This window comes from Spirulina subsalsa FACHB-351 (assembly GCF_026130165.1).
Lineage (GTDB): Bacteria > Cyanobacteriota > Cyanobacteriia > Cyanobacteriales > Spirulinaceae > Spirulina_A > Spirulina_A subsalsa_A.
The window spans coordinates 1-23,137 of record NZ_JAIHOM010000021.1; the positions used below are offsets into that span (position 1 = coordinate 1).

Sequence of the window (23,137 nt, forward strand, 5' to 3'; positions counted from 1 at the left end):
ACTGAGTGAGCAGAGCTGAGAGTTGGTTAAAGCTAATCGCTTTACCAGATGCCTTGCAAAGCGCAAGAGCATCATTCCAGACCACACGAACACAACCAAACAATTGAGCTAATCTCTTTTGTTGTTGGTCTGTCGGGTAAAATCTGTATTGATATCTAGCTTTCATGGCTTGTGCTAAGATAGGTCTGTATATCTATTGTATATTGGTCTGCTTGAAATGACAAGCAATCTACGCAGGGAAAGGCATAGTGTTTCTAGCCTAAAAGTACATAGTGCTTAAACAGTACATCCAAAACCCAGAAAAGCCGCCCTAGAAGGGCGGGGTTTTAAACCCATTTTTCTGATAATTGCCAATTTTTAATGGGACTTCAGCACCCTAATAATCAAAATTCCCCCCAGTGCGAGGTTCTTGACGATTATCCCGCTCCTCGTCATAACCAGAAAACTCCCCAGAATCCCTATCCTCACCAGATTCTGAATAATCATCCTCAGTGGAATCATAGGGTTGATAATCTACATAATCCACATAGGGAGCCGGTTCTTCGTCTTGATAACGACGACTCCCGGATTCACGATTGGAACTGGAGCGGGAACTCCTTGACCGTTCTGTTGGGGGTTCATCCGTAGGAGAACGACGGGGACGACGGGCAGAATAAGCCCCCTCACTGCTCCCATAATCATCTCCCCAAGCATCATAGCTATCGGTACTACTGTAGGGGTCTGTATAGGGATCTGTGGGACTATAACGCTCAGAACTGGGGGGAGTGGGACGAGATGACCGACGGGAGCGGCGTTCTGCACTGGGTCGTTCTGCACTGGGTCGTTCTGCACTAGGTCGTTCTGCACTAGGTCGTTCTGAGGGACGACTGCGGCGACTGCGGGGCGGTTCGGCTTCATAGGCCTCTCGGCGACTGCTGCGAGAATCTTTGGTTCCCCGTAGCTGTCGAGGATTGGTATAGCGTTCTTCTGCGTAGGCCTCGATTTGGTCGTAGTCTGGTTCTCGATAGGCCTGATAGGAGCGACTCACCGGACGATCTTCATCGACGACTGGAGTGCTGCGTTTCGCTTGTTCTGTGGCTAAACCCCTTAACCGAATGGTTTCAAAGGCGAAAAAGACGGTAGATAAGGCCAGCAAAAACTGCCCAAATTGGAGGATAGGGTCAAGTCGCCAGCCTTGGGTTAAGAGAATAATCCCACAGGCTAACCCCACTGCCGAAAAGAAGATATCATAATCTCTTGACAGTTCAGGGCGGACAGAGCGCAAAAAATAAAGACCTGCCCCGGCCACTGCTAAAAATAACCCTAAGATGCTTGCGGAATTCCAGCCAAAATTAACCATTATTACTACTGCTCTCCTCGGTCACTCTTATCCTAGCAAGTCTTGACAACAAAATCAGGAGTTCGGGAGGATTCCCCAACTCCTGTTCGGCATGGCTGATCCGGATCCTTGGGTGGTCGGCGATCGCACCCTGACCCCAATTTAAGAGCGAATCACTCTATCTTTCAGACTGATAAAGACCAACGCAACCGTCGCCGGGATGACAACGATTAACGCACCAGCTAAGAGGCTGTACAGAAAGTTGGCTAAAGATGGTGTCATAGTCTTCTTGACCTTTTTTTTGTTAAGGAGTGAAACATTACTTCGCCAATTTTAACGTATGGGGGGGTGTTGGGGGTAGAGCTTGATTGAGGATCAAGGGTGTGGGGGAATTAATAATGAGGGCGGTCTGTGAACTTGAACAAAAATAGCGACCCATTCCCCAACCTAAAGTCAGCAGGTGGGGAGAGTTTGATTAGCTTGGAAATGCTCGGCACTGAAGCCTAACAACGAGCCTAGGAACGGTAAGATTGAGATTGACTCAAGCCAAGTGGTAGGATAAAAGGTTGCACAAGATCGATTTTTGACAAAACCATGAATCAGCACTACAAGATTACGCTTTTACCGGGGGATGGGATTGGGCCTGAAATTATGGCGGTGACGGTGGAGGTGCTGAAGGTCATTGGTCAACAGTTTAATCTAGAATTTGAGTTTCAAGAGGCCTTGATGGGGGGGGCTGCCATTGACGCAACAGGAAACCCTCTCCCCACTGAAACCCTCGAAATGTGTCGCCAGAGTCATGCTGTCCTGTTGGCGGCTATTGGGGGGTATAAATGGGATAATTTGCCTCGGGAACAACGACCGGAAACGGGGTTGCTGGGGTTACGTGCTGGCTTGGAACTCTTTGCCAATCTGCGCCCCGCTACGATTTTACCTCAGTTAATCGATGCCTCGACCTTAAAACGGGAAGTGGTTGAGGGGGTGGATATCATGGTAGTGCGAGAATTAACTGGGGGGGTGTATTTCGGACAACCTAAGGGCATTTTTAGCACGGAAACCGGGGAAAAACGGGGCGTGAACACGATGGCCTATACGGAAGGGGAAATTGACCGGATCGCGAGGGTGGGTTTTGCAACGGCACAGAAACGACGGGGTAAGTTATGCTCGGTGGATAAGGCTAATGTGCTGGATGTTTCGCAACTGTGGCGGGATCGGGTGATTGCTATGTCTCAACAGTATCCTGATGTGGAGTTGTCCCATCTCTATGTGGATAATGCGGCCATGCAGTTGGTGCGATCGCCTAAACAATTTGATACCATCGTCACAGGTAATCTCTTCGGCGATATTCTCTCCGACGCGGCCGCTATGCTCACCGGAAGCATTGGGATGTTACCCTCGGCCAGCCTAGGAGAAGCCGGAAAACCCGGGGTTTTTGAACCGGTTCACGGTTCCGCCCCCGATATTGCCGGACAGGACAAAGCCAATCCCCTCGCCCAAGTCCTCAGCGCGGCTATGATGTTGCGCTATGCCCTCGACCAACCCCAAGCGGCTGATCAGATGGAACGGGCTGTTAATCAGGTGTTAGACCAAGGCTATCGCACCGGAGACATTATGTCTCCCGGAATGAAGGCTGTGGGGTGTAAGGCAATGGGTGAGGCCTTGCTGAAGATTTTAGACAATTAGGGCTTGCTCAGAAACCGGGTTTTTGACAGGGGTTGCAGGCACTCTTGAGAGAAGAAACGCAACCCGGTTTCTTGGGGTGGTTAGGCTTTCTAACAGTTTGGTTGAATTGACGCACAACTGATTCACCAAAGCCCTAAATGAGGCTTTGGTGAATAACTCGGGGAGTCAGGAGTCGGAAATAATTGTCAATTGTCAATTATCAATTATCAATTATCAATTCCCTTGTTAAGTCTAGCGTTGGGCTTTTTCAGCAGACCCTAAATAGGATTCTGGGGGGAAGGCTTGACAAAACCCCGAGGTGGAATGCTATAGTGAGAAACCGTGCGGGTATAGTTTAGTGGTAAAACGAAACCTTCCCAAGGTTTAGTTGCGAGTTCGATTCTCGCTACCCGCTTCTTAGGAAAACCTTTAGAGTCTAGGTTTAAATAGAGCCTAGGTTTAAACCGGGGATTTTCAAGCAATACTCCCTCGTTTGCGGGTTTCTTTGTAGGATATCCCGACATTGTGTAACCCAGCGCGAATCATTTGTTGTTCCAAGAGGGCAAAAAACCGAGCGCGATCGCCACCTCGGACTACGGCTTGATTATGGGACTCTGCCAGTGCCACCGGATAACCATAACCTTTGTGAACCTGCGCCAGTAAAATCCCTAAAGATTGGTGGAATAAGTCCTCATCTTCTGCCAGCCACTGGGGAACCTCCACCCGAGCAATTTCGGTCCCCACATGAACATAACAAAAACTCACCCGCAAATGCTCCGGGTACAAGTTCAATATCGGGGCAGAACTTCGCCATAAAGCCCCCCGTTGCCCCGGTTGTAAAACATAAGCCCACAGTGTCGCATCTCGCAGAGGATCAACAACTTGGCAAGGGAGGCGATTCTGCCAGCGCCCCCCCTCAAGTTCCCCATTGCTCTCCTCCCCCCGACAATGACGGATACAATCGGGATTCGGATGAGGACAAGCGGGGAAGCGCAAAAAGTTGATCGCCTCACTGTTGCGGGGGGCGCTGAGATAACCCATCAGGGGGATTCTTTCTTGATACAGTTGATCCCATGCCGTTAAAATGGGGGGTAGGAGGCGATCGCGGGCTTCACTGGCCAGGGCTTCCAAAAACCAATAGGTTAACGATCCATCCACGAGGGCTAAATTGGGATCCGTGTGAGCACCGGGGGGTTGAACCCAACGCACAGCCATGTCTGCCAGCATTTGGGCTTCTGAGACGGTGCGGCGGTGTCCCATCCACTCTTCCGGTCGAATGCCCCACTGTCGGGCAATATACAAGTCCTCGGCCTTATAAAACAGTTCCGGCAAACTATCGAGCAGGGGGTGTAAATTTTGGCCATAGTGTAGCATCACCCGCCCGACATTAATTAAGTAACAGTAGGCGATTTCGTGGTGGGAGGGGGCAATTTGAGAGCCATCGGTGGCGAAAACACTATGTTGGGCGGGGGGAGTGGGGATGGTAATGCAGGTGTCGATGGGTTCGAGGGGGAGGGCAGCGTTGAAAATCAGGCGATCGCGCCACTGTTCATATTGTGCGGTAAACTCTTCCTGTCTGCCTTGGATTTCGTCGAGTAAAATCTGAGCGCGTTCTAAGCGTTGTTGAGCCGCTTTAGCTTCTCGTTGCAGATGTTGACTAATTTCTGGCAATTGTCCCGCCAATTTGGTTAAATCCAGCATAATCGGCTCACGCTCAACACTACTCTCGCACTATAGCAAGCTAATTTCAACATGACACCATCATCCCTCAAAGTAGCCGTTCTTGGTACTGGATTTGGGCAAAAAATCCACATCCCCGCCCTACAACACCATCACCGAACTGAAGTGATTGCCCTGTGGAATAATGATCTCGCTAAAGCTCAAGAAATCGCCGCCGCCCATCAGATTCCCCATGCTTTTTCCAGTTTACAAGACCTCCTCGCCCTACCGGAATTAGATGCCGTCACCGTGGCCACACCCCCTTTTTTACATCGGGCAATGGCCAGCCAAGTCCTAGAGGCCGGGAAACACTTGTTGTTAGAAAAACCCATGAATTTAAACGCCCAAGATACTCGGTATCTATACGATTTGGCGCAACGGAAAGGATTAGTGGCGATCGCAGACTTTGAATTTCGCTTTGTTCCAGCGTGGCAACGTCTCGCTGAACTCCTACAAGAGGGCATCGTGGGCAAAATTCGCTTGATCAAAATTGATTGGCTCGTCGTCAGTCGTGCTGACCCCAGTCGCCCCTGGAATTGGTACGCCCGCCAAGACCAAGGGGGCGGCGCATTGGGGGCTATTGGGTCCCATGCCTTTGATTACATCGCTTGGCTCTTTGGTCCGATTAAACGCCTCTGTGGCCATCTCAGCTGTGCTATTCCCCAGCGTCCAGATCCCACCGAGGGAGGCAAACTCAAACCCGTTGATGCCGATGACACCTGTCTGGTTATGATGGAATTACAGGATGGGACCCCTGTGCAAATGTCTCTGAGTTCCGTCACCTACCAAGGACGCGGCCACTGGGTAGAAGTTTATGGGGACAAGGGAACCCTAGTGTTAGGCAGTGACAATCAAAAAGACTACGTTCACGGTTTCCGTTTATGGTACGCCCCGGCCGGGGAGAGTTTAACCGAGCAAGAAATCCCCCAACGTTTAGCCTTTCCCCAAGTGTTCCCCGACGGTCGTTTAGCCCCCGTCCTGCGGGTGATTGATCATTGGGTGCAGTGTATTGACCAAGGGAAAGTCACAGCCCCTTCCTTAAAAGAGGGGGTTTATTCCCAGTTTTTAATGGATTTAACCCATGAATCTCATGCTCGCCAAGGGTGGGTCGAAGTGCCAGAGCAATCTTGATTGTGGAGTCTAGCGTTGGGCTTTTTCAGCAGACCTATCTAACCCCCTTCCATTCGTAACGCGGGAGGGGCTTGATTGGCTAAATCCGGGGCAACGCGGCGGAGTTGACGCAAAACTGGATCATTCACCCAGAAGACGAGGGGAAAGGGGAAAGTGACTTTCAATTGCTCTCGCATCAAATTGGCGGCACCCCAGAAGGCCTCTAAATCCACCACCGATTCTAGGCCTAAAATCATCACAACATCGGGGTGCGGTTGGCTTAATGCCCCTTCTAGGGTACTAAACAACTGAGTGACCGAAGGATGGAGCGTTAAGACTTCCACTTGTAAGGTAGGATTAGCTACGACATCTTGAATAATATCTCGACGGAGATGGAGATTATCGCAGTGGGCGAGGATAAAACCCGGTTCTCCGAGAGCAAGGGCGATCGCACGGTTCAAATAGGATATAGTTTGAGGATTGTAGGCGACTAAGGCCGGGGCAGTCGAATTTAAGCGGGTTTGACTTGCGGTTTGAATCATAAAACAAGGGGGAAAAAGGCTACATCGAGCAATCCAAGGGAGAAATTAAACCTTAAAGTGAACTGGCTGTATCCCGCTACATCCTCCTCAATGTATTTTTCGGATTATTCGTTTTTCAGATCGTTCTAGACTTAATTGAGATCCCATTGTTCCCAATCGTTGCCAAATCTTATACTTTTTGAAGAAGAAAATCAGGATGATAACCCCATGAGCCTTGAATTTGGACGCGAAATCTGTGGGAATCTCCCCCACGCCGAAACAAGAGAATGGCTAGTGACCAATGGGATTGGGGGTTATGCAGCCGGAACCGTGGGAGGACTCCTTACCCGCCGTTATCATGGGCTATTGATGGCTGCCCTTCAACCTCCATTAGGCCGAACTTTACTGCTCAGTAAGTTGGAAGAGTCGGTGATATATCACCAGCAAACCTATTTACTGGCCACGAATCGCTGGCATGATGCCCAGAAAACCGTATTTCCTCGGGGGTACCAATGGATTGAACGGTTTCATCTCGATGGGACTATTCCCGTCTGGACTTTCGCCTGTGGGGATAGTTTATTAGAAAAGCGCGTCTGGATGGAACAAGGTCAAAATACTACCTATATCCGCTATACTGTCAAACGCGCCAGCGCTCCCCTCACCTTGCAATGTGGGGTTTTCGTCAATTATCGGGACTCCCATTATGACACCCGACGCAATGATTGGCCGATGGATGTTGATGTGGTGGATAAGGGGTTAAAAGTGGTGGCATTCCCTGAAGCGGTTCCCCTGTATGTATTAACCGCAGTGCAACGGCAAGACCCAAAAAGTGGCTATGTTCGTCCGCAATTAGTCCAAGGGGCCCAATGGACGATTGACCGGGCTTGGTACGAGAATTATGATTTAGCGGTGGAACGAGAGCGGGGATTGTGCGATCGCGAGGATCATTGTCATGTCGCCCGGGTTAAGATTACCCTCCAAGTGGGGGAATCCTTCACCGTGGTAGCCAGTACGGAAAAATACCCCAGCGTCAACAGTCAACAGTCTTTAGAGCAACACAAACAAAAGGAACTCAAACTCCTAGATGGGTGGTATAACACCCTAGCACGACCCACTTTCCGCCATTCCGACGGAACGCTGGGCGAACAAAACCCTTACATTGTCCCCGACTGGGTAGAACATCTGGTCTTAGCGGCTGACCAATTTATTGTAGACCGCACCCTACCCGATGACCCCGAGGGCAAAACTATCCTAGCGGGATATCCTTGGTTCGGGGATTGGGGACGGGATACTATGATCAGTTTACCCGGTTTAACCTTAGCCACAGGTCGCCCAGAGATTGCCCGGAAGATATTGGCCACCTTTACCCATTATCTCGACCAGGGAATGTTACCCAATGTGTTCCCCGACGACCACAATCGCCCCTCCTATAATACCGTAGATGCCATTCTCTGGTACTTTGAAGCCCTCTACGCCTACGTTCAAGCTAGTCATGACCTAGACTTCATTGGGGAGATTTTCCCGGCCTTAGAGGAAGTAATCGACTGGCACGAACGGGGGACTCGATACAATATTAAGCTAGATCCTCGGGATGGGTTACTCTATGCTGGGTCTGAGGAATCCCAACTCACTTGGATGGATGCTAAGGTGGGGGATTGGGTCGTAACACCGCGCACGGGCAAACCTATTGAAGTGAATGCCCTTTGGTACAATGCCCTAGTGATTATGGGCTATTTTGCTAAAGAATTGGGAAAACCCTATGGGCGTTATGAAGAGTTAGCCCATCATACCCTAGTGGGGTTTAGTCGCTTTTGGAATTACAGTACAGGTTACTGTTATGATGTGTTGGATACCCCCACTGGCCACGCGGCACAATTACGCCCCAATCAGATTTTTGCTGTGTCCTTGCCCGGGAAGTTGGGGCCTTTGGGGGGTTTACCGTTACTGTTACCGAGGGAACAAAAGGCTGTAGTGGATATTGTAGCCCAAACTTTACTAACGTCCTATGGCTTACGATCCTTGGGGGAACAGGAATCGGAGTATATTGGATTGTATAAAGGCGATCGCATCCAGCGAGATGGTGCCTATCATCAGGGTACTGTTTGGGGCTGGTTAATCGGTCATTTTGTGCAAGCCCATCTTCAAGTATATCATGATCCTGACCAAGCCGCTACCTTTCTACAACCCTTTGCCCATCATCTCCAAGCTGCTTGTGTTGGCAGTCTCAGCGAGATTTTCGACGGCAATCCCCCCTTTACCCCTCGCGGTGCTTTTGCTCAAGCTTGGACTGTAGCTGAGGTGTTAAGAGCTTGGTTGTTGGTGCGGTGATCTTTGTTCACCTTCACTCAATCAGTTTGCTCGTGGGAACAATTAACAATTGATAATTGATAATTAGAGTCTACCCCAAACTAGACTCTACTTTACCCGGTCAAATCCATAAACTTCCCGAATTTGACTGTTAAAAAACTGCCCCACTGAAGGAGTTGTTTTCATCTCTTGATAGACAGTTTTCGGCACATCATTGTATTTGTAAATACTGCCATTATTGAACTCAACTTGCAGGATTTTTTTTTCCTCGTCGTAGTCAAAAGCTTTCACGGCTGCACTGGTACTTTTTAATAAGGGGAAGGCAATCACATCCCGAATACTGGGAGCATCGGTTAACAACATCACTAAACGATCAATACCAATGCCTAAACCTCCTGTCGGGGGCATTCCATATTCTAAAGCTGCTAAAAAGTCTTCATCAACCCCTTGCGCTTCTAAATCTCCGGCTGCCTTTTTCGCCGCTTGTAATTCTAAGCGTTCCCGTTGATCAATGGGATCGGTTAATTCTGAGAAACTATTGGCGGTTTCTCGTCCCACCATAAATAATTCAAACCGTTCTACTAACCCCGCTTTAGACCGATGGGGTTTGGTTAACGGAGAGATTTCTTTCGGGTAATCGAGAATAAAGGTAGGCTGAATCAAAGTGGCTTCTACCTTCTGCTCAAAGGCTTCATTGAGCAGTTTACCTAGGGTTTTACAATCATCAGGAACTTCAATTCCTGCCTGTTGTGCTGCCGTTTTTGCACTGGCAAAATCACTGAACATATTAAAATCTAAACCCGTTACCTCTTGGACAATTTCGTGCATGGTGACTCGTCGCCAAGGGGGAGTTAAATCAATGGTTTCCCCTTGGTAGTTCAGGGTTAATGTGCCTAAAACCTCCTGAGCAGCATAGGTAATTAGGTTTTCTGTTAGGGTCATCATGTCGTGATAATCGGCATAGGCTTGATAAATTTCAATAGAGGTAAATTCGGGATTATGTTTGGTGGAAACGCCTTCATTGCGGAAAATTCGCCCCAGTTCAAAGACTTTTTCAAACCCCCCCACAATTAAGCGTTTTAAATGGAGTTCTGTGGCAATGCGCAGATACAAGTCCATTTGCAGGGTATTGTGATAGGTAATAAAGGGACGCGCTTCTGCTCCTCCGGCTTCACTTTGTAAGACTGGGGTTTCAATTTCAATGAAATCTCGTTCGTCTAAGTAACGACGAATGGCGGCGGTAATTTTCGCTCGACGACGGAAGGTTTCTCGCACGTCAGGATTAACAATTAGGTCTACATAACGCTGACGATAGCGTTTTTCGGTGTCGGTTAAACCATGCCATTTATCGGGTAAGGGTAGCAGGGATTTGGTCAGCATGGTGTAGTCCTGTACATAAATGGAAAGTTCCCCTTTCTCGGTGCGTTTAATGGTTCCTGTTACGCCGATAATATCCCCGACGTCGGTGAGTTTTTTCAGTAAGTTGAAGGAGTTGGGGAGATCGGTCATTTGGCTATCAATACGCTTTTTATCAAGGTAGAGTTGAATCACGCCGCTTTCATCTTGCAGGGTGAAAAAGGCGAGTTTCCCAAACACCCGACGGGCTAAAATTCGTCCGGCGATCGCAACTTTTTCCTCGACCTCTTCCCCATTGCCGAGATCACTATAGCTGGTTTGTAGTTGTGCCGCTTGATGGGTGGACTCCCAACGATAAGCGTAGGGGTTTAATCCTTCTTGTTTGAGTTGTTCAACTTTTTCTAACCGTGTGGCGCGGATTTCTTCTAAGGTTGATGTGTTAGGGTTTCCACTGGAGGCTGTAGCGTTTTGCGCAGGTTGGGAAGATGGTTTGGCAGACATGGAATTTTTTTAAGCAAAGGGTTTGATTCATTGAATTGGAACAAAAAAGGGACTTGTTTCCTTGGGATTACAGGAAAGATATTCTCCATATCTAGCTGTCTTCTCTCAGTCTAAAAGTCCCTGTTTTGAACTGCTCTTATTATAACAATTTTTTGCCCAAAATTGGCGGTAATCTTAGCTGTTTAAATCCCTATTTCTCTCGGCTGTTCCTAATGCTGTAAAAAAAGTTTGTAGGGGGGCTTGACAATCAATTCAAAAAAGTCTAAAATTTTTATCATAGAATTTTCCAAGCTGGGCTAGTTGTAGCTAATCTGCTCTTTCTTAACAAAACTTAACTCAACCAAGAAACCCTAGGACTGTTTGATAGCAGGTCTTTAAGTCATATCTTGGCTTTAGGGAGAGAGGCACAACGAGGGCGCGAAGGATATCGATTGGAAAGAGTTCCTGTACTTTTTTTCCTGAGACTCTTTTTGATGAGTCCTTCTGAACTATGAATACTTTCTATCAAGCAGGGGATTGCATTACCAATCCTGAAACTGGGTATTGTTACGAGGTGTTAGCATTACTGGGACAGGGGAGTTTTGGTCAGACTTATCTTGCTCACACACTAGCACCCAGACCAGAACAAGATCCCTCACGGCAACAGGTTGCTATTAAGGTGGTGTCCTTAAAGCAGATGGGGGGTTGGAAGGAATTGGAATTGTGGGAACGGGAAGTTCAAACTCTGGGGAAGTTAGATCACCCGGGGATTCCGAACTACTTGGATTGTTTTGAGCAAGACACCGCAGGCGATCGCCTTTTTTACCTAGTGCAGGAACGAGTCAAGGGTAAATCCTTGGCCCAGTGGGTTGAACAGGGTTGGCAGCCTTCGGAAAAAGCCATTAAATGGATTGCCCAGGAAACCTTGAGAATCCTCGAATATTTGCATAGTTTTCACCCCCCCATTTTGCACCGGGATATTAAACCCGAGAATCTCATTTTAGATTCTTCTGGGAAAGTATCCCTCATTGATTTTGGGGCAGTGCAAACGGTTTATCGTGACGCGGATAGTGTCGTCAAGACCTTTGTGGGGACATTAGGCTATATGCCTCCAGAACAGTATCAGGGCAAAAGTTATCCCACCTCAGACCTTTACAGCTTAGGGGCTACGCTGGTTTTTGTTATTACGGGGCGATCGCCTGATGATTTACCTCACAAGGGTTTTAAGTTAAATTTTCGTCCTTATACCAACCTTTCCCCCCACCTCACCCACTGGCTAGAAACCCTCCTTGAACCTGCGCGAGAAGATCGTTTTAAAAGTGCCGCAGATGCGCGAATGATCCTACAACAAGAGGCGAAAATAGCTCAATCTGTGACGGTTGTTCCTCCGCCTTCATGGAGTCGGATTAAAGTCAAAAAAACTGCTAATTCTTTAGCAATTCTTTGTCCCCCTGTAGGGGTGAACGAAGAAAGTTTACCGATTCTAATTGTTGGAATTTTAGGTGGAGTGATTCTCCCCTTATTAGTTTTTGTAGACGCAGAGGATATGGGGGAAGCTGTTGTGCAAGCTATTACTTATAGTTTATTAACTTGGATTGTTTGTTTCTGTTGTGGTCTTTTATTCGCCTTTTGGGGGAGTATTGAAATCACCATCAATTCCCAAGAGTTTTGGTTAGAATGGCGGATTGGCAACTTTGTGATGAAGTCATGGCAAGGAAAAACCGGGAGTCCAAACAAAATAGAACTAGATGTTCAAGTTTGTGACAGGGAGACAGAAACTACGACCTGTGAGCTGCGGTACAAGGGCGAAGTCCAGACGTTCGGTAAGTTATTAAGTATAGAAGAACAAGAATGGTTAGTCGCTCAAATTAACCAATTTTTAGCTGAACAAAAGGAGGGAAGTTAAAGGTTAAAATTGAGCGATCTAACTGACCGAATTTCAAGAATTCATGCTATACTATTATCAGGGATAATAGCCTTAAATTTTAATCGGGGAATGCTTGATTAAAGCCACTACTTCCAGTTCTTGAATTCACCCGTAAAGTCGCCCGATCCCGTGACAAGTCATAGGTCAGAGGATTAGGACTCCGGTCTAAGTTAGCGCGTCCTTCCCGTTGGAGCGTTTCGGTGGGGTATTTCGTCGCCAGTTGGCGAATCGCTTGAATGCGATCAGGAGTAGCTGGGTGGGTGTCACTGGCGGTCACACCTAAACGAGTTAACATTGTTTTAGCGGTTTGACAGCCTTGGGGATTAAAACCAGCCCGCACCATGTATTGATACCCCACCTCATCCGCTTCAAATTCTTGACGATGGCTAAGTTCGCGCCATTCTTTCTGAACTTGGGCTTCTTTTTCGGCGTAAATGGCTTGAATCCGTTCGAGGGCTGCATCAATGCGTCGCTGTCTGCTGCCTGCGATCGCACTTCCGAGGACATTAACAGCCGTTCCGAGAATACCCCCCCGCCCCACAACGCGCCCCGCACCGGAGGTCAGAGCATCCCCAATGGCTAGGGCTTCCAAATCCGCCTTTAAATCCTGCTCCTCAGCCACTACTTCATCAATCGCTTCCTGACGCAATTGCTCTAAAATGCGTTGTCGTTCTGCACTGCCTACCGCAATATGGTTCTGGGTATGGTGTGCCATTTCGTGACCGACCACACAGGCGATCGCATGGGGATCTCCATCCAAACGGTCTAATAGGCCACTATAAAAGGCAATTAAATTAATATCCGTCGCAAAAGCATTGACTTCATATTCGTCAGAAATATAGAGTCGCCAGGGCAAATTATCTAATTGATTGGCCCGAGCAATCCGTTCCACCACCCGGTAGAGCATAAAATAATCCTTCGAGAGTTCTTGCTCGGCCCGTTGAAAAAATGCCTCGGTGTTCGTCGTTGAAGCTTGAGCGATTAAGGATTTAGACCCCATTTCAACGGCTTGTACAGGATTAAACTGCGCCCCAGCCGTCTGAAGAGTCAGGAGGGAGAGAAGCGCAGAAAGTGAGAATTTCCAGTTCATCATGACCGTATAAATGCTAAATTCCCCCACAACCCTAGCACAAAAAAATCTCAGGTCTTGGGTGCTTGAGCTTGAATTCTAAGCTTGAGATTGCCTAATTCCTAATCTCTAAAGTCCGCAAACGATTGAGCGCGGCCGCTAATTCAAAGGGGCGAAATTCGCTCAAATTGCCCTGGGGATAAGGAGAGACAATATCTAGGCCCTCTTGGTCTAAATCCGCCATAACTTGCTCAATAATTGCGGCCAGGGTGCGCTTTTGATTCATATAGCGTTCCTTGGCATAAACTAAGGCTTTGGCGATCGCACGCAATTGACCCGTTTCCACAATTTGGGACACAGCGGCCAGATCAATTTCCTCCTCCCCAAAAGCCACCTCGTCCACATCCCGCACCTTCACTTTAACCGCCCGTTTGCCCTTACTGGGGTCAATACTAGCCCCTAGGGGAATGCGGGGGGTAATCGCACCAAAACGGATCCCTCCTTCCTCTTGACGGTGAGTCGCGTATTCTTGGGCAATGACTTTAGCCGCTTCGGTGACATCACTGGGGATAAAATTATCCATGGCAATCACCGTATCCGCCACATCAAAATAGTCCCCACTGCCGCCCATCACCAACACCGTAGACACCTGATAGTCGTGATACAGTTGCTGGATTTTGTCAATAAAAGGCGTAATCGGCTCCTTATCCTTTTGGATTAACTGCTGCATTCGGCGATCGCGGATCATAAAATTCGTGGCCGCTGTATCCTCATCCACCAGTAACACCTTAGCCCCCACTTCCAAGGCCTCCATAATATTCGCCGCTTGGGAGGTGCTACCACTAGCATTAGGAGTCGAAAATTGACGAGTCGAACGGCCTTGGGGTAATTGGTTAATAAACGGGGAAATATCCACCCCGGCAATACTGCGGCCATCTTCGGCCCGAATTTTCACCGCCCGAGGGTCTGTAATGACAAATTCTCGACCATCTTGGGGAATATGATTATAAACCCCCAACTCAATCGCCCGCAGTAGAGTAGACTTACCATGATATCCTCCCCCCACAATCAACGTAATCCCTTCAGGAATCGCCATCCCCGTCACAGTGCCACCATTAGGACAATCAAAACTCACTTGTAAACTGGGGGGAGATTGAAACGGAATCGCCTGCTCCTTCAGGGGACGGTCATCTACGCCACTCCGTCGGGGTAAAATTGACCCATTGGCCACAAAAGCCACTAGGCGCTGTTCGATTAAACACTGGCGAATAAAATCCGCATCCTCAGCGACTTCTACATGACGATGGATGGCCTGAACATTGAGATTGGCATATTTTAGCGATCGCTCCACAATATCCGGTATATCTTCACAGAGTAACTCCGCCGCCTGTCGTCCTAAAATCCGTCGGCCTTGGGCGGGTAATCCCACCACAAACCGTAATTCTACCCCCTCCTCATCAATCCAGGCCGCCGTTCGTTCTAACACCTCCTGACCCACCCCTGTGGCCGCAATCAAGCCACTTTTCCCCGTCCCTCGACGACTACTTAATTCTTTCGCCACCACCCCGAAACGGCGCGTTAAATAGTCTCTCAGGGCGACTTCCCGACTAAAGGAATTAAATAACTCTGGGGGGAATTGTGCGATCGCCATCGGCACCTGCACTCGCAACTCACTCGGAGCCGCAAAGGGATCCCCCTGTACATAGTCAATAATCAACGTAAAATCGGCAAAGGAATAGCTTCCTCGGATATCTTTATACGCCTTATAACTTGCCCCATCTAAATTTAAAAGCAAGGTGCGAAGAGTAGAAGCAGTAGCCATAGAAGGTTTAGTTAAAACAACACCTTGCTATTTTCCCAAAGAGTAGGATAAAAGGCAAAATAGAAAAGCCCCTTTCTCATTCCTCCTCACCATCCATCAATAACCCTTCCTCAGCCTCCCAAGCATCCACTTCCCCCTCCATCATCCCCAATTCCTTTTTCGCAAAGACTCGCCGCGCCCGTCGATCCAAAATTTTGATAATATTGGTTCTATCCTGCTTAATCGCCTCAATATCTTCCCTTTGAATTAAAACCATATAGTAGCGGGAAACATCCATCATACGATAGGCATACTGCAAAGCATCTCGGGTAAACTCTCCCGTCGTTACAATCATCACAACATCAGCCCCCGTAACGAAAGTCATACCAATTTCTTTCGCTAAAACTTCTACATCAACTCGCTTCGTATTTTTACACTGAATTTGCCAACGGTGATACACAAAACGATCCGATGCCGCCAAAACATCCACTTCCCCTTGACCCGTTTCATAATCCCGTTGCCGCCATTGAGTAAATCGTAAACTGGTTAGACGAATCATCCAAATAGCTAATAACTCCAACGCCTTTCCCTTAATCGATTTATCAGCATGATCTAAATCTTGAACCACATCCTCAAAACTACGATTGAGTTCCGTTGGCGAGAGTTCCGTTAAATCCGCCATAGACTCTAAAAGTTTAGACAGTAATTCTTTTTGCGCTTTAGCCGACAACTTGACCCGATTAGGTTTTGCTCCTCGCCCTTGAGTCGTTTTGTCCGTTTCAATCAGTCCAACGTTAACCAAAGGCTGAATAACTTCTTTAACAAAAGACTTACTCGGAAATCGAACCTTATAAACACTTCCCGTATATTTAACAATTTCATTCCAAGGGGTAAACTCAACAATACTCATTTGAAGCATCGCCAAGAGAAAATATTTCTGTGTTGAGGTAAGCGTATAAAGTTCATCAATATAATCCTTGTCAAGTTCTAAAATATCATAAACTGTATCCCAGTTAATCTCATAGGCTTTTTCAAACACCCCTGCCTGCTGTAACCATTGTCGCATTGTGCTAACATACACGGCATTAGGAGAGATAGAATACCCCATTTCTTGCAACTCATACTTGTTTAAATTTTTTAGAAATGGCATGACCCGATGGCCGTAATTTGGCCTGATAGCCATTTTTTAACAGATTTTGCATCGCCTCACTATAGGGGCGTAAAACCCGCTTATTGTTCGCTTTAGGATGGGGATCTTTCGAGAGCCACCAAATCGTATTCACAGCATCCTTAACTCGTTCACGACGCACTGTGACCCATTCAGCTGGGGTGGGAAGTTTTGCCGGATTGTACCAAAAAAGTTCTTGAGCTAGATAGAAACCGAGTCCTCCCTGATGGGTAGGTTTACACAGTTCAATCACTAATTCAAAATGGTAAAGGGAGCGCACTGGAACCCCTTTCTGCCAAGTTCCACCAATATCAATGAGAAGAGATCCTTTAGGTTTCAGAATGCGGTAAAATTGAGTAGCAAAGGGCTTAAACCATTGCATATAATCTTTAGCAGCAACATTGCCATATTCTTTTTTCCGTAATAAGGCAAAAGGGGGAGACGTACAAATGAGATCAATACTCTCATCGGGTAATTTTTGCATCAAGTCTAAACTATTCCCCCAATAGGCAGCACCTAAATGGGTTTGATAGTAAGGTTGGCAGTCGATTTTTGTTAAAGTCTCAAGAGGGGATAAGGTCGGCACAATAAATTTAAGTAACTACGTTGGGATTTTTAGCTCTCATTTTAGGCAATATCTGATTTCTTGTGAGTCACCCATTAACTGTAAATCGTGGGTCATAAATTAGCAAAGATTTTTCCTGCTGTTTCCTCATCACTCCTCATGAATTCTTGATTACTGTGCAGAAACCAGATTTAGGAGAATTAATAATTGATAATTGATAATTATTTTCGACTCCCCTACAAGCAGACTTTCTCAGCAAGCCTTAACTAGGATGGTTATATCATTCTCCTTAACGGTGACGGATATAATCGTAAACTCCTACATAGGCTGTTCCGGGATGATTCCAAGAATAATCATAGGTCATGCCTTGCTTCACCAATTGACGAAAATCTTTGGGTTTTTTATACCATAAATCAATCGCCCGATCCATTGCTGATTCTAACGCTTGATTATCGGTTTGATAGAACACATAACCATTGCGTTCTTCTTCCGGTTTATATTGTTCATAATCCCGATCAAAAACTGTGCTGACTAATCCTCCAACACCTCGCACCACAGGCACAGCACCATAGCGTAGCCCAATCATTTGGGTCAGACCACAGGGTTCATAATTACTCGGCACTACGATAATATCGGCGGCCGCATAAATGAGGTGAGATAGTTCTTCATTAAAGCCCAATTCTAAATGACAATCTGGATTATCATTTAAAAAGCTTTTTTCGTGAGCAAACCAAGAGTTAATTCCCGGTTCTGTCGCTGAACCTAATAACACAAACTGCGCCCCTTTATGAAGAGCATAATAAATTGCATGGTGAACTAAATGCACGCCTTTTTGTTCATCTAAGCGTCCAATAAACGCGACTAAGGGTTTATTATCATGTCCTAACCAAAGTCGTTCCCGTAAGGCTTTTTTATTCATTAACTTGCCTTTGAGGTTAGTGGGGCTGTAGTGGTAGGGAAGATACCGATCGGATTCAGGACTCCAGACATCATAATCAATGCCGTTGAGAATCCCGCCAAACTTATGCTGGTGTTTTCTGATCGTCTCGCCTAAACCATAGCTGATATCAGTATGATGGGCTTCCCAAGCGTGGTGAGGTGAGACGGTATTGAAATAATTAGAGTAAACAATCCCCCCTTTCATTAAATTAATGGCAAAGGGGTTAAAATTATCCCGTAAGCGCTCGTAATCAAAGTAATAGGTTTCGCGATTTAATCCTGTTGCCCAGAGGATATTTGTGCCTGCAATCCCTTGATGTTTAAAGTTGTGGATGGTGTAACAAACCCGTTGGGTGTCCATGCCATGATATTTATAAATCTCATAAAGCATGACGGGTAATAAACCTGTTTGCCAATCATGACAGTGAATCACATCGGGGTGCTTATTGGTTTTCAGGAGGAATTCTAAAGCGGCTTTACTAAAAAAGGCAAACCGTAAATGATCGTCCAAACAGCCGTAATAACAACCCCGATTGAAAAAGTTATCGGGGGAGTGAGGTTCAATAAAGAAACATTGCCGTCCATAGACCCAGCCGCAATACACTGTACAGGGAATTGCCCCGTCGTACCAGTTGACGGTCAAGTTGGCATAGGCTTCGTGGAGTCCCCAAATATGGTCATAGCGCATAGAATCATACTTGGGGAGGATGATTTCCACGGCATGACCCCGCATCTCTAGTTCTCGACTCAAGCCAAAGACCACATCCCCTAAGCCACCCGCTTTGATGACTGGAGCGCATTCTGAGGCAACCTGAACAATGTACATACTCACTCCTCAACTGTTTGCTGGACGAATTTCGCCTTTACAATTTTTTATATTTTTATAATGTATTACAGAGAATGCCGCAAACCCTAAAGAGGGACAGTAAATTGTAAAAAGTTGGTTTAGGGTGGAGCAGGATACTGTCTCGCAATTTAGAACGATGGGTCAATCTTACGAACTCGGTAGTTTACAGGATGAGCAAGACTTTCAGCGCTTGGGGGATATTCTCTGTCAATCCTTCCGGGTGTTAAAAAGCGATTGGTTAGATTATTCTCGGATCATTGGTTTAGAGAACTTTCGGGTTTTGCGAGGGGGGCAGGGAGTTGTCGGGGGCTTGGTGGTGTATCCGATGGGGCAGTGGTGGGGGGGGGAATGCCTGCCGTTGGCGGGGATTGCGGCGGTGGGGATTGCCCCGGAGTATCGGGGACAGGGGGCGGCAAGGTGTTTGATGGAACAGACGTTACGGGAGGTCTATGAGCGGGAGTTTCCCTTGTCGGCACTCTATGCGGCTACTCAGCCGTTGTATCGGAGTGTGGGCTATGAACAGGGGGGAACTCGTTGTTATTGGCAGGTGCCCTTAGAGGGCTGGGCGGGAATTCAGGGCTGCTTGCCGATGGTCCGGTTGGCGGATGAGGAGATTTTAGGGCATTGTGAGGGGGTATATCGGCAGTTTGCGGCGCGTTGTTCGGGGTATTTGGAGCGACATCCGGCCCTGTGGCAGATGATTTTACATCCGCAACAGGGGTCAGCTTTTGCCTATGGGGTGGGGGAGGTGGGAGCGCTACAGGGTTATATTGTGTTTAGTCAGCGATCGCAGACTGCGGAACGGATTCTGGATATTTGCGACTGGGCAGCCCTGACGGATGAAGCCCAGCGCACTCTCTGGCATTTTCTCTCCCTCCATCGCTCCCAGTTAGAATACTGTCGCTGGTATGGGAGTGTGATTGAGCCGCGTTTAGCTTTGTTGCCGGAACAATCGGCTCAAATCCTCTCTAGTGAGTTGTGGTTTTTGCGCATTGTTAATGTGCCGTTAGCCCTTGAATTGCGCTCCTATCCCTCCCTGATGACAACGGAGTTACATTTAGCCATTGAGGATCCGATTATTGAGGAAAATCAAGGCTGTTTTGTGTTGGAAGTGGCGGGGGGGAAAGGACGGGTGAAACGGGGCGGACGGGGGAGTTTACGGTTAAAAATTGGCAGTCTCGCGCCGTTGTATAGTGGGTTATATAGTGCGGCACAATTGAGTCAGCGTGGGCAGTTGGAGGGGGAGGAGGCTGAGATTGCGATCGCTTCTCAAGTCTTTGGGTCTTCCCTGCCTGCTATGCCTGATTTGTTTTAATGGAGTGTTGATATTGATTCCCTAGCCCTTCTTCCTATCCCCCCTAGCCCCCCTTGGGAAGCAGGAAGGGGGGAATAATAGACCCTTGCCAGCCTAAATCACCCGCTCATTGCCCCCATCAATAGGAATCTGGGCGGCCGTGGTTTTGGCGAATAAATCCCCGCACATTTCGGCCACTAATTCGGCGACGGAATGGCTGGTGACTTCTACCCCTAAAATATTATTGGTTTTATAGGCTTCTACCGTTAAACCGTAATGTTGCGCTCGATTGGCTAACACTTCTTCCGTCCAGATTTGGGTATCAAATACCCCGTTAGGATGGACAGAATTAAGGCGAATTTTATCTTTCCCCCACTCCAACGCGGCCACCCGCATCAGTTGATTTAAAGCCGCTTTCGAGGCAGAATAGGCCGCTGCACCAGGGCCGGGGGCGGGGACATTTTTAGAGCCAATGACCACCACTCGACCGCCTTGGGGAGCGAGTTTGAGGTAGGGGTGCGCTTCCCGCATGAGGGCCAAATTGGCATCTAGGTTAATGGACAGGACTTTGCGCCATTCACTATCGCTGAGATTGGCGATCGCACATCCCCCCGGAAAAATCCCCGCATTCAGCACCAACATATCCATTCCCCCAAAGCGCCGAACTCCTGTTTCTAGCGCCTGCATCACCTGATCCAAATTTGTCACATCACAGGTCACACCACAAAAATCAGGACGTTCCCAGAGAGACTCAATGGCCGGATTGAGATCCAAGCCCACTACTGCCGCCCCCCGTTTTAACAGAGACTCCACACAAGCTTTCCCAATCCCAGAAGCCGCCCCCGTCACCCAGGCCACCTCCCCAGTAAAGGGGGGAGGATTGCCGCCCTTACGGAGTTTCGCCTGTTCTAAGTCCCAATATTCCACCGCGAAAATGTCTTTAGCCGGGAGCGCTTGATAGCCCCCCAACTGGGTGGCGGCGGCGATAATATCCATCGTGTGGTCATAAATATCCCCTACAATGGTCGCCTCTTTAATCGTTTTTCCCACGGTACAGAGGCCCCATTCCGGGTCTAAAACCACTCGGGGGATGGGATCTAACATTTTCAACTCGGCGCTGGCGTGGGCGCGAAAATAGCCCTCATAGGCGGCTGTGTAGGCGGCAATATCTCGCCCCACGAGAGGTAAACGTTTAGTGCGAATCACATGATCTGGGGTAGCCGGGCCCTGTTGAGAGATGCTCCCAAGATCCTCCCGTTGGGCAAAGTGGAGGGTTTTGGCCGTGCGGGTGGTGGAGAGAATCACAGGAAAGCCAGCCCCTTGGGAAAGTTGCCCTCGGAAAGCGGCTAAATCTGGGGCGAGGGCGGTTTCTGGCACATCTTGAGTCACCGGGGCGAGGGTTCCCCCCTGTTGGGTAATATAATCCTCCGCCCAACTGACTAACTCAATCATTCGTTCGTAGGATTCTTGGGCGGTTTGCCCAAAGGAAAAAATTCCATGATTCATGAGTACCATGCCAATGGTTTGGGGGCCGGCCTGGGCTTGGAAGCGTTGCGCACAGTCTCGGGCGAGATCAAACCCCGGCATAACGTAGGGAATAATCACAACGCGATCGCCATAAATCTCCCGTACCCGCTCTAATCCTGTAGCCGTATTCGTGACCGTGATCACCGCATCGGCATGGGTATGATCCACATACTTGTAGGGGAGGATAGCATGAAGAATCGTCTCCACCGAGGGAGAGGGAGCCGTTGCCCGCGTCATTTGGGTTTTTAGCTCATTCACCATCTGAGGGTCGGAAAGCTGCTCTAATTGAGCTAATTTGAGCAAGTGGGGCATCCGCACCGGAGCAAACCCCGCCTCTTGGATAGTCGCCAAATCCCACCCACTCCCTTTAACATAGAGTATGTCCTCTTCTTCCCCCAGTAGGTTTTTCTCCCGTACCTTGACGGAAGTATTGCCTCCCCCATGCAGCACTAAAGACGGCTCTCGTCCCAACAGTTGAGAAGTATAAACCCGTAACGCTAAATCCGTTTGATATTGTGCCGCTTCTTCGGCCGTCCAAAGACTTTGCATAGAACCCCTTTGTTAAATCAGATTTGCCCTTAGTATTTCATATTCAACGATGAAAAAAACACAAATTCCCTCCTTTATCGTTCCCCCTAACACAACCGTCTCCCTCAGCAAAGATTATCGGACGGATTTTACTCCCCCGGGTCTGAAAAAACGAGAGGGGAGAGCATTGCTGGCGCAAATTGTCGAGAAGCTTTCCGACTTACAGGGCAGACTCTACGCCCAAGATACCTATGGGGTTTTGATTTTATTTCAAGCCCTAGATGCGGCCGGGAAGGACAGCACCATTAAGCACGTCATGTCTGGGATTAATCCCCAAGGCTTTCAGGTATTTAGTTTCAAACAACCGTCAGCCGAAGAGTTAGATCATGATTATTTGTGGCGTTATTTTAAGGCCTTACCGGAACGGGGACGCATTGGTATTTTTAACCGTTCTTACTATGAAGATGTGTTAGTGACTCGGGTTCATCCTGAGTTAATTGAGAAGCAGAAATTACCCCCTCTTGCTAAGGGGGATGGCATTTGGGAGCGGCGTTTTCGACAGATTAATAATTTTGAACAGTATTTAGTTGAAAATGGGATTGTGGTGATTAAGTTCTTTTTGTATGTGTCGAAAGAAGAACAAAAAAGGCGATTTTTCCGACGTATTGAACGGAAGGATAAAAACTGGAAGTTCTCGGAAAATGATGTGAAGGAACGGGCTTATTGGGATTCTTACATTTATGCTTACGAGGAGGTGTTTAACTACACCAGCACAGAATTTGCCCCTTGGCATATTATCCCGGCGGATCATAAATGGTTTTCTCGCCTCACGGTGGGTCAAATTATTTATAATTATCTAGCTCGTTTAGATTTACATTATCCTGTGGTAACGGAGGAACATAAAAAACATATTGCTCATGCTCAAAAGATGCTAGAACAAGAGCCAGACTGATAAGATTTAGGTAATAGGTAATAGGGAATAGGTAATAGGGAATGGGG

The 23,137-nt window shown here is 47.8% G+C and carries 16 protein-coding genes, 1 tRNA gene and 1 pseudogene; 7 read left to right on the plus strand and 11 right to left on the minus strand.

Features of this window, described 5'->3' with window-relative positions; genetic code table 11:
- The 3 genes from K4A83_RS23065 to psbX form a co-directional block, all read right to left on the minus strand.
- Positions 1 to 166: helix-turn-helix domain-containing protein (locus tag K4A83_RS23065; RefSeq protein WP_407809884.1), on the minus strand; the 166-nt coding region annotated here is incomplete at its 3' end.
- A 210-nt stretch (positions 167 to 376) separates the two neighbouring features.
- The gene (locus K4A83_RS05880; RefSeq protein ID WP_265263516.1) at positions 377 to 1,339 is read right to left on the minus strand and encodes a Ycf66 family protein; all 963 of its coding nucleotides are present in this window, start codon (positions 1,337 to 1,339) and stop codon (positions 377 to 379) included.
- A 141-nt stretch (positions 1,340 to 1,480) separates the two neighbouring features.
- Entirely contained in the window at positions 1,481 to 1,600 is a 120-nt protein-coding gene (gene psbX, locus K4A83_RS05885; protein ID WP_265263517.1) for a photosystem II reaction center X protein, read from the minus strand.
- Between the two features lie 312 nt (positions 1,601 to 1,912).
- Here psbX and leuB point away from each other — a divergent pair, with 312 nt between their 5' ends.
- On the plus strand, positions 1,913 to 3,001 hold the full coding sequence (gene leuB, locus K4A83_RS05890; protein ID WP_265263518.1) for a 3-isopropylmalate dehydrogenase: 1,089 nt from the start codon (positions 1,913 to 1,915) through the stop codon (positions 2,999 to 3,001).
- 323 nt (positions 3,002 to 3,324) lie between these two features.
- Positions 3,325 to 3,395 (plus strand) — tRNA-Gly (locus K4A83_RS05895).
- A 59-nt stretch (positions 3,396 to 3,454) separates the two neighbouring features.
- On the opposite strand, the gene K4A83_RS05900 is transcribed toward K4A83_RS05895, so the two are convergent.
- Positions 3,455 to 4,681, minus strand: a complete 1,227-nt coding sequence (locus K4A83_RS05900; protein ID WP_265263519.1) for a DNA double-strand break repair nuclease NurA — start codon at positions 4,679 to 4,681, stop codon at positions 3,455 to 3,457.
- 51 nt (positions 4,682 to 4,732) lie between these two features.
- Between K4A83_RS05900 and K4A83_RS05905 the strand changes: the two genes are divergently transcribed.
- Complete coding sequence (locus tag K4A83_RS05905; protein WP_265263520.1) at positions 4,733 to 5,830, plus strand: Gfo/Idh/MocA family protein; 1,098 nt, start codon at positions 4,733 to 4,735, stop codon at positions 5,828 to 5,830.
- A gap of 38 nt (positions 5,831 to 5,868) precedes the next feature.
- Here the strand turns inward: K4A83_RS05905 and K4A83_RS05910 are convergent, their stop codons facing one another.
- Complete coding sequence (locus K4A83_RS05910) at positions 5,869 to 6,351, minus strand: hypothetical protein (protein WP_265263521.1); 483 nt, start codon at positions 6,349 to 6,351, stop codon at positions 5,869 to 5,871.
- Between the two features lie 207 nt (positions 6,352 to 6,558).
- On the opposite strand from K4A83_RS05910, the gene K4A83_RS05915 reads away from it, so the two are divergent.
- The gene (locus tag K4A83_RS05915; RefSeq protein WP_265263522.1) at positions 6,559 to 8,658 is read left to right on the plus strand and encodes an amylo-alpha-1,6-glucosidase; all 2,100 of its coding nucleotides are present in this window, start codon (positions 6,559 to 6,561) and stop codon (positions 8,656 to 8,658) included.
- Positions 8,659 to 8,745: 87 nt separating this feature from the next.
- Here K4A83_RS05915 and lysS read toward each other — a convergent pair whose 3' ends face one another.
- Complete coding sequence (gene lysS, locus K4A83_RS05920) at positions 8,746 to 10,494, minus strand: lysine--tRNA ligase (RefSeq protein WP_265263523.1); 1,749 nt, start codon at positions 10,492 to 10,494, stop codon at positions 8,746 to 8,748.
- 490 nt (positions 10,495 to 10,984) lie between these two features.
- Between lysS and K4A83_RS05925 the strand changes: the two genes are divergently transcribed.
- Positions 10,985 to 12,379, plus strand: coding sequence for a serine/threonine protein kinase (locus K4A83_RS05925; protein ID WP_265263524.1), 1,395 nt, complete (start codon positions 10,985 to 10,987; stop codon positions 12,377 to 12,379).
- A 79-nt stretch (positions 12,380 to 12,458) separates the two neighbouring features.
- Here K4A83_RS05925 and K4A83_RS05930 read toward each other — a convergent pair whose 3' ends face one another.
- The 4 genes and pseudogenes from K4A83_RS05930 to glgA all read right to left on the minus strand — a co-directional run bounded on the left by K4A83_RS05930 (position 12,459) and on the right by glgA (position 18,768).
- Positions 12,459 to 13,493, minus strand: a complete 1,035-nt coding sequence (locus K4A83_RS05930) for a M48 family metallopeptidase (protein WP_265263526.1) — start codon at positions 13,491 to 13,493, stop codon at positions 12,459 to 12,461.
- Positions 13,494 to 13,584: 91 nt separating this feature from the next.
- Entirely contained in the window at positions 13,585 to 15,291 is a 1,707-nt protein-coding gene (locus K4A83_RS05935; protein ID WP_265263527.1) for an ABC-ATPase domain-containing protein, read from the minus strand.
- 76 nt (positions 15,292 to 15,367) lie between these two features.
- A pseudogene (locus tag K4A83_RS05940) lies at positions 15,368 to 16,892 on the minus strand (DNA methyltransferase); the annotation flags it as partial.
- A 400-nt stretch (positions 16,893 to 17,292) separates the two neighbouring features.
- Entirely contained in the window at positions 17,293 to 18,768 is a 1,476-nt protein-coding gene (gene glgA / locus K4A83_RS05950; RefSeq protein WP_265263530.1) for a glycogen synthase GlgA, read from the minus strand.
- Between the two features lie 157 nt (positions 18,769 to 18,925).
- On the opposite strand from glgA, the gene K4A83_RS05955 reads away from it, so the two are divergent.
- Entirely contained in the window at positions 18,926 to 20,104 is a 1,179-nt protein-coding gene (locus K4A83_RS05955; protein WP_265263531.1) for a GNAT family N-acetyltransferase, read from the plus strand.
- A gap of 93 nt (positions 20,105 to 20,197) precedes the next feature.
- On the opposite strand, the gene K4A83_RS05960 is transcribed toward K4A83_RS05955, so the two are convergent.
- Positions 20,198 to 22,159 (minus strand): bifunctional aldolase/short-chain dehydrogenase, encoded by a 1,962-nt coding sequence (locus K4A83_RS05960; RefSeq protein ID WP_265263533.1) that lies wholly within the window; start codon positions 22,157 to 22,159, stop codon positions 20,198 to 20,200.
- Positions 22,160 to 22,208: 49 nt separating this feature from the next.
- Between K4A83_RS05960 and K4A83_RS05965 the strand changes: the two genes are divergently transcribed.
- On the plus strand, positions 22,209 to 23,090 hold the full coding sequence (locus K4A83_RS05965; protein WP_265263534.1) for a polyphosphate kinase 2 family protein: 882 nt from the start codon (positions 22,209 to 22,211) through the stop codon (positions 23,088 to 23,090).
- Positions 23,091 to 23,137: the final 47 nt, after the last annotated feature.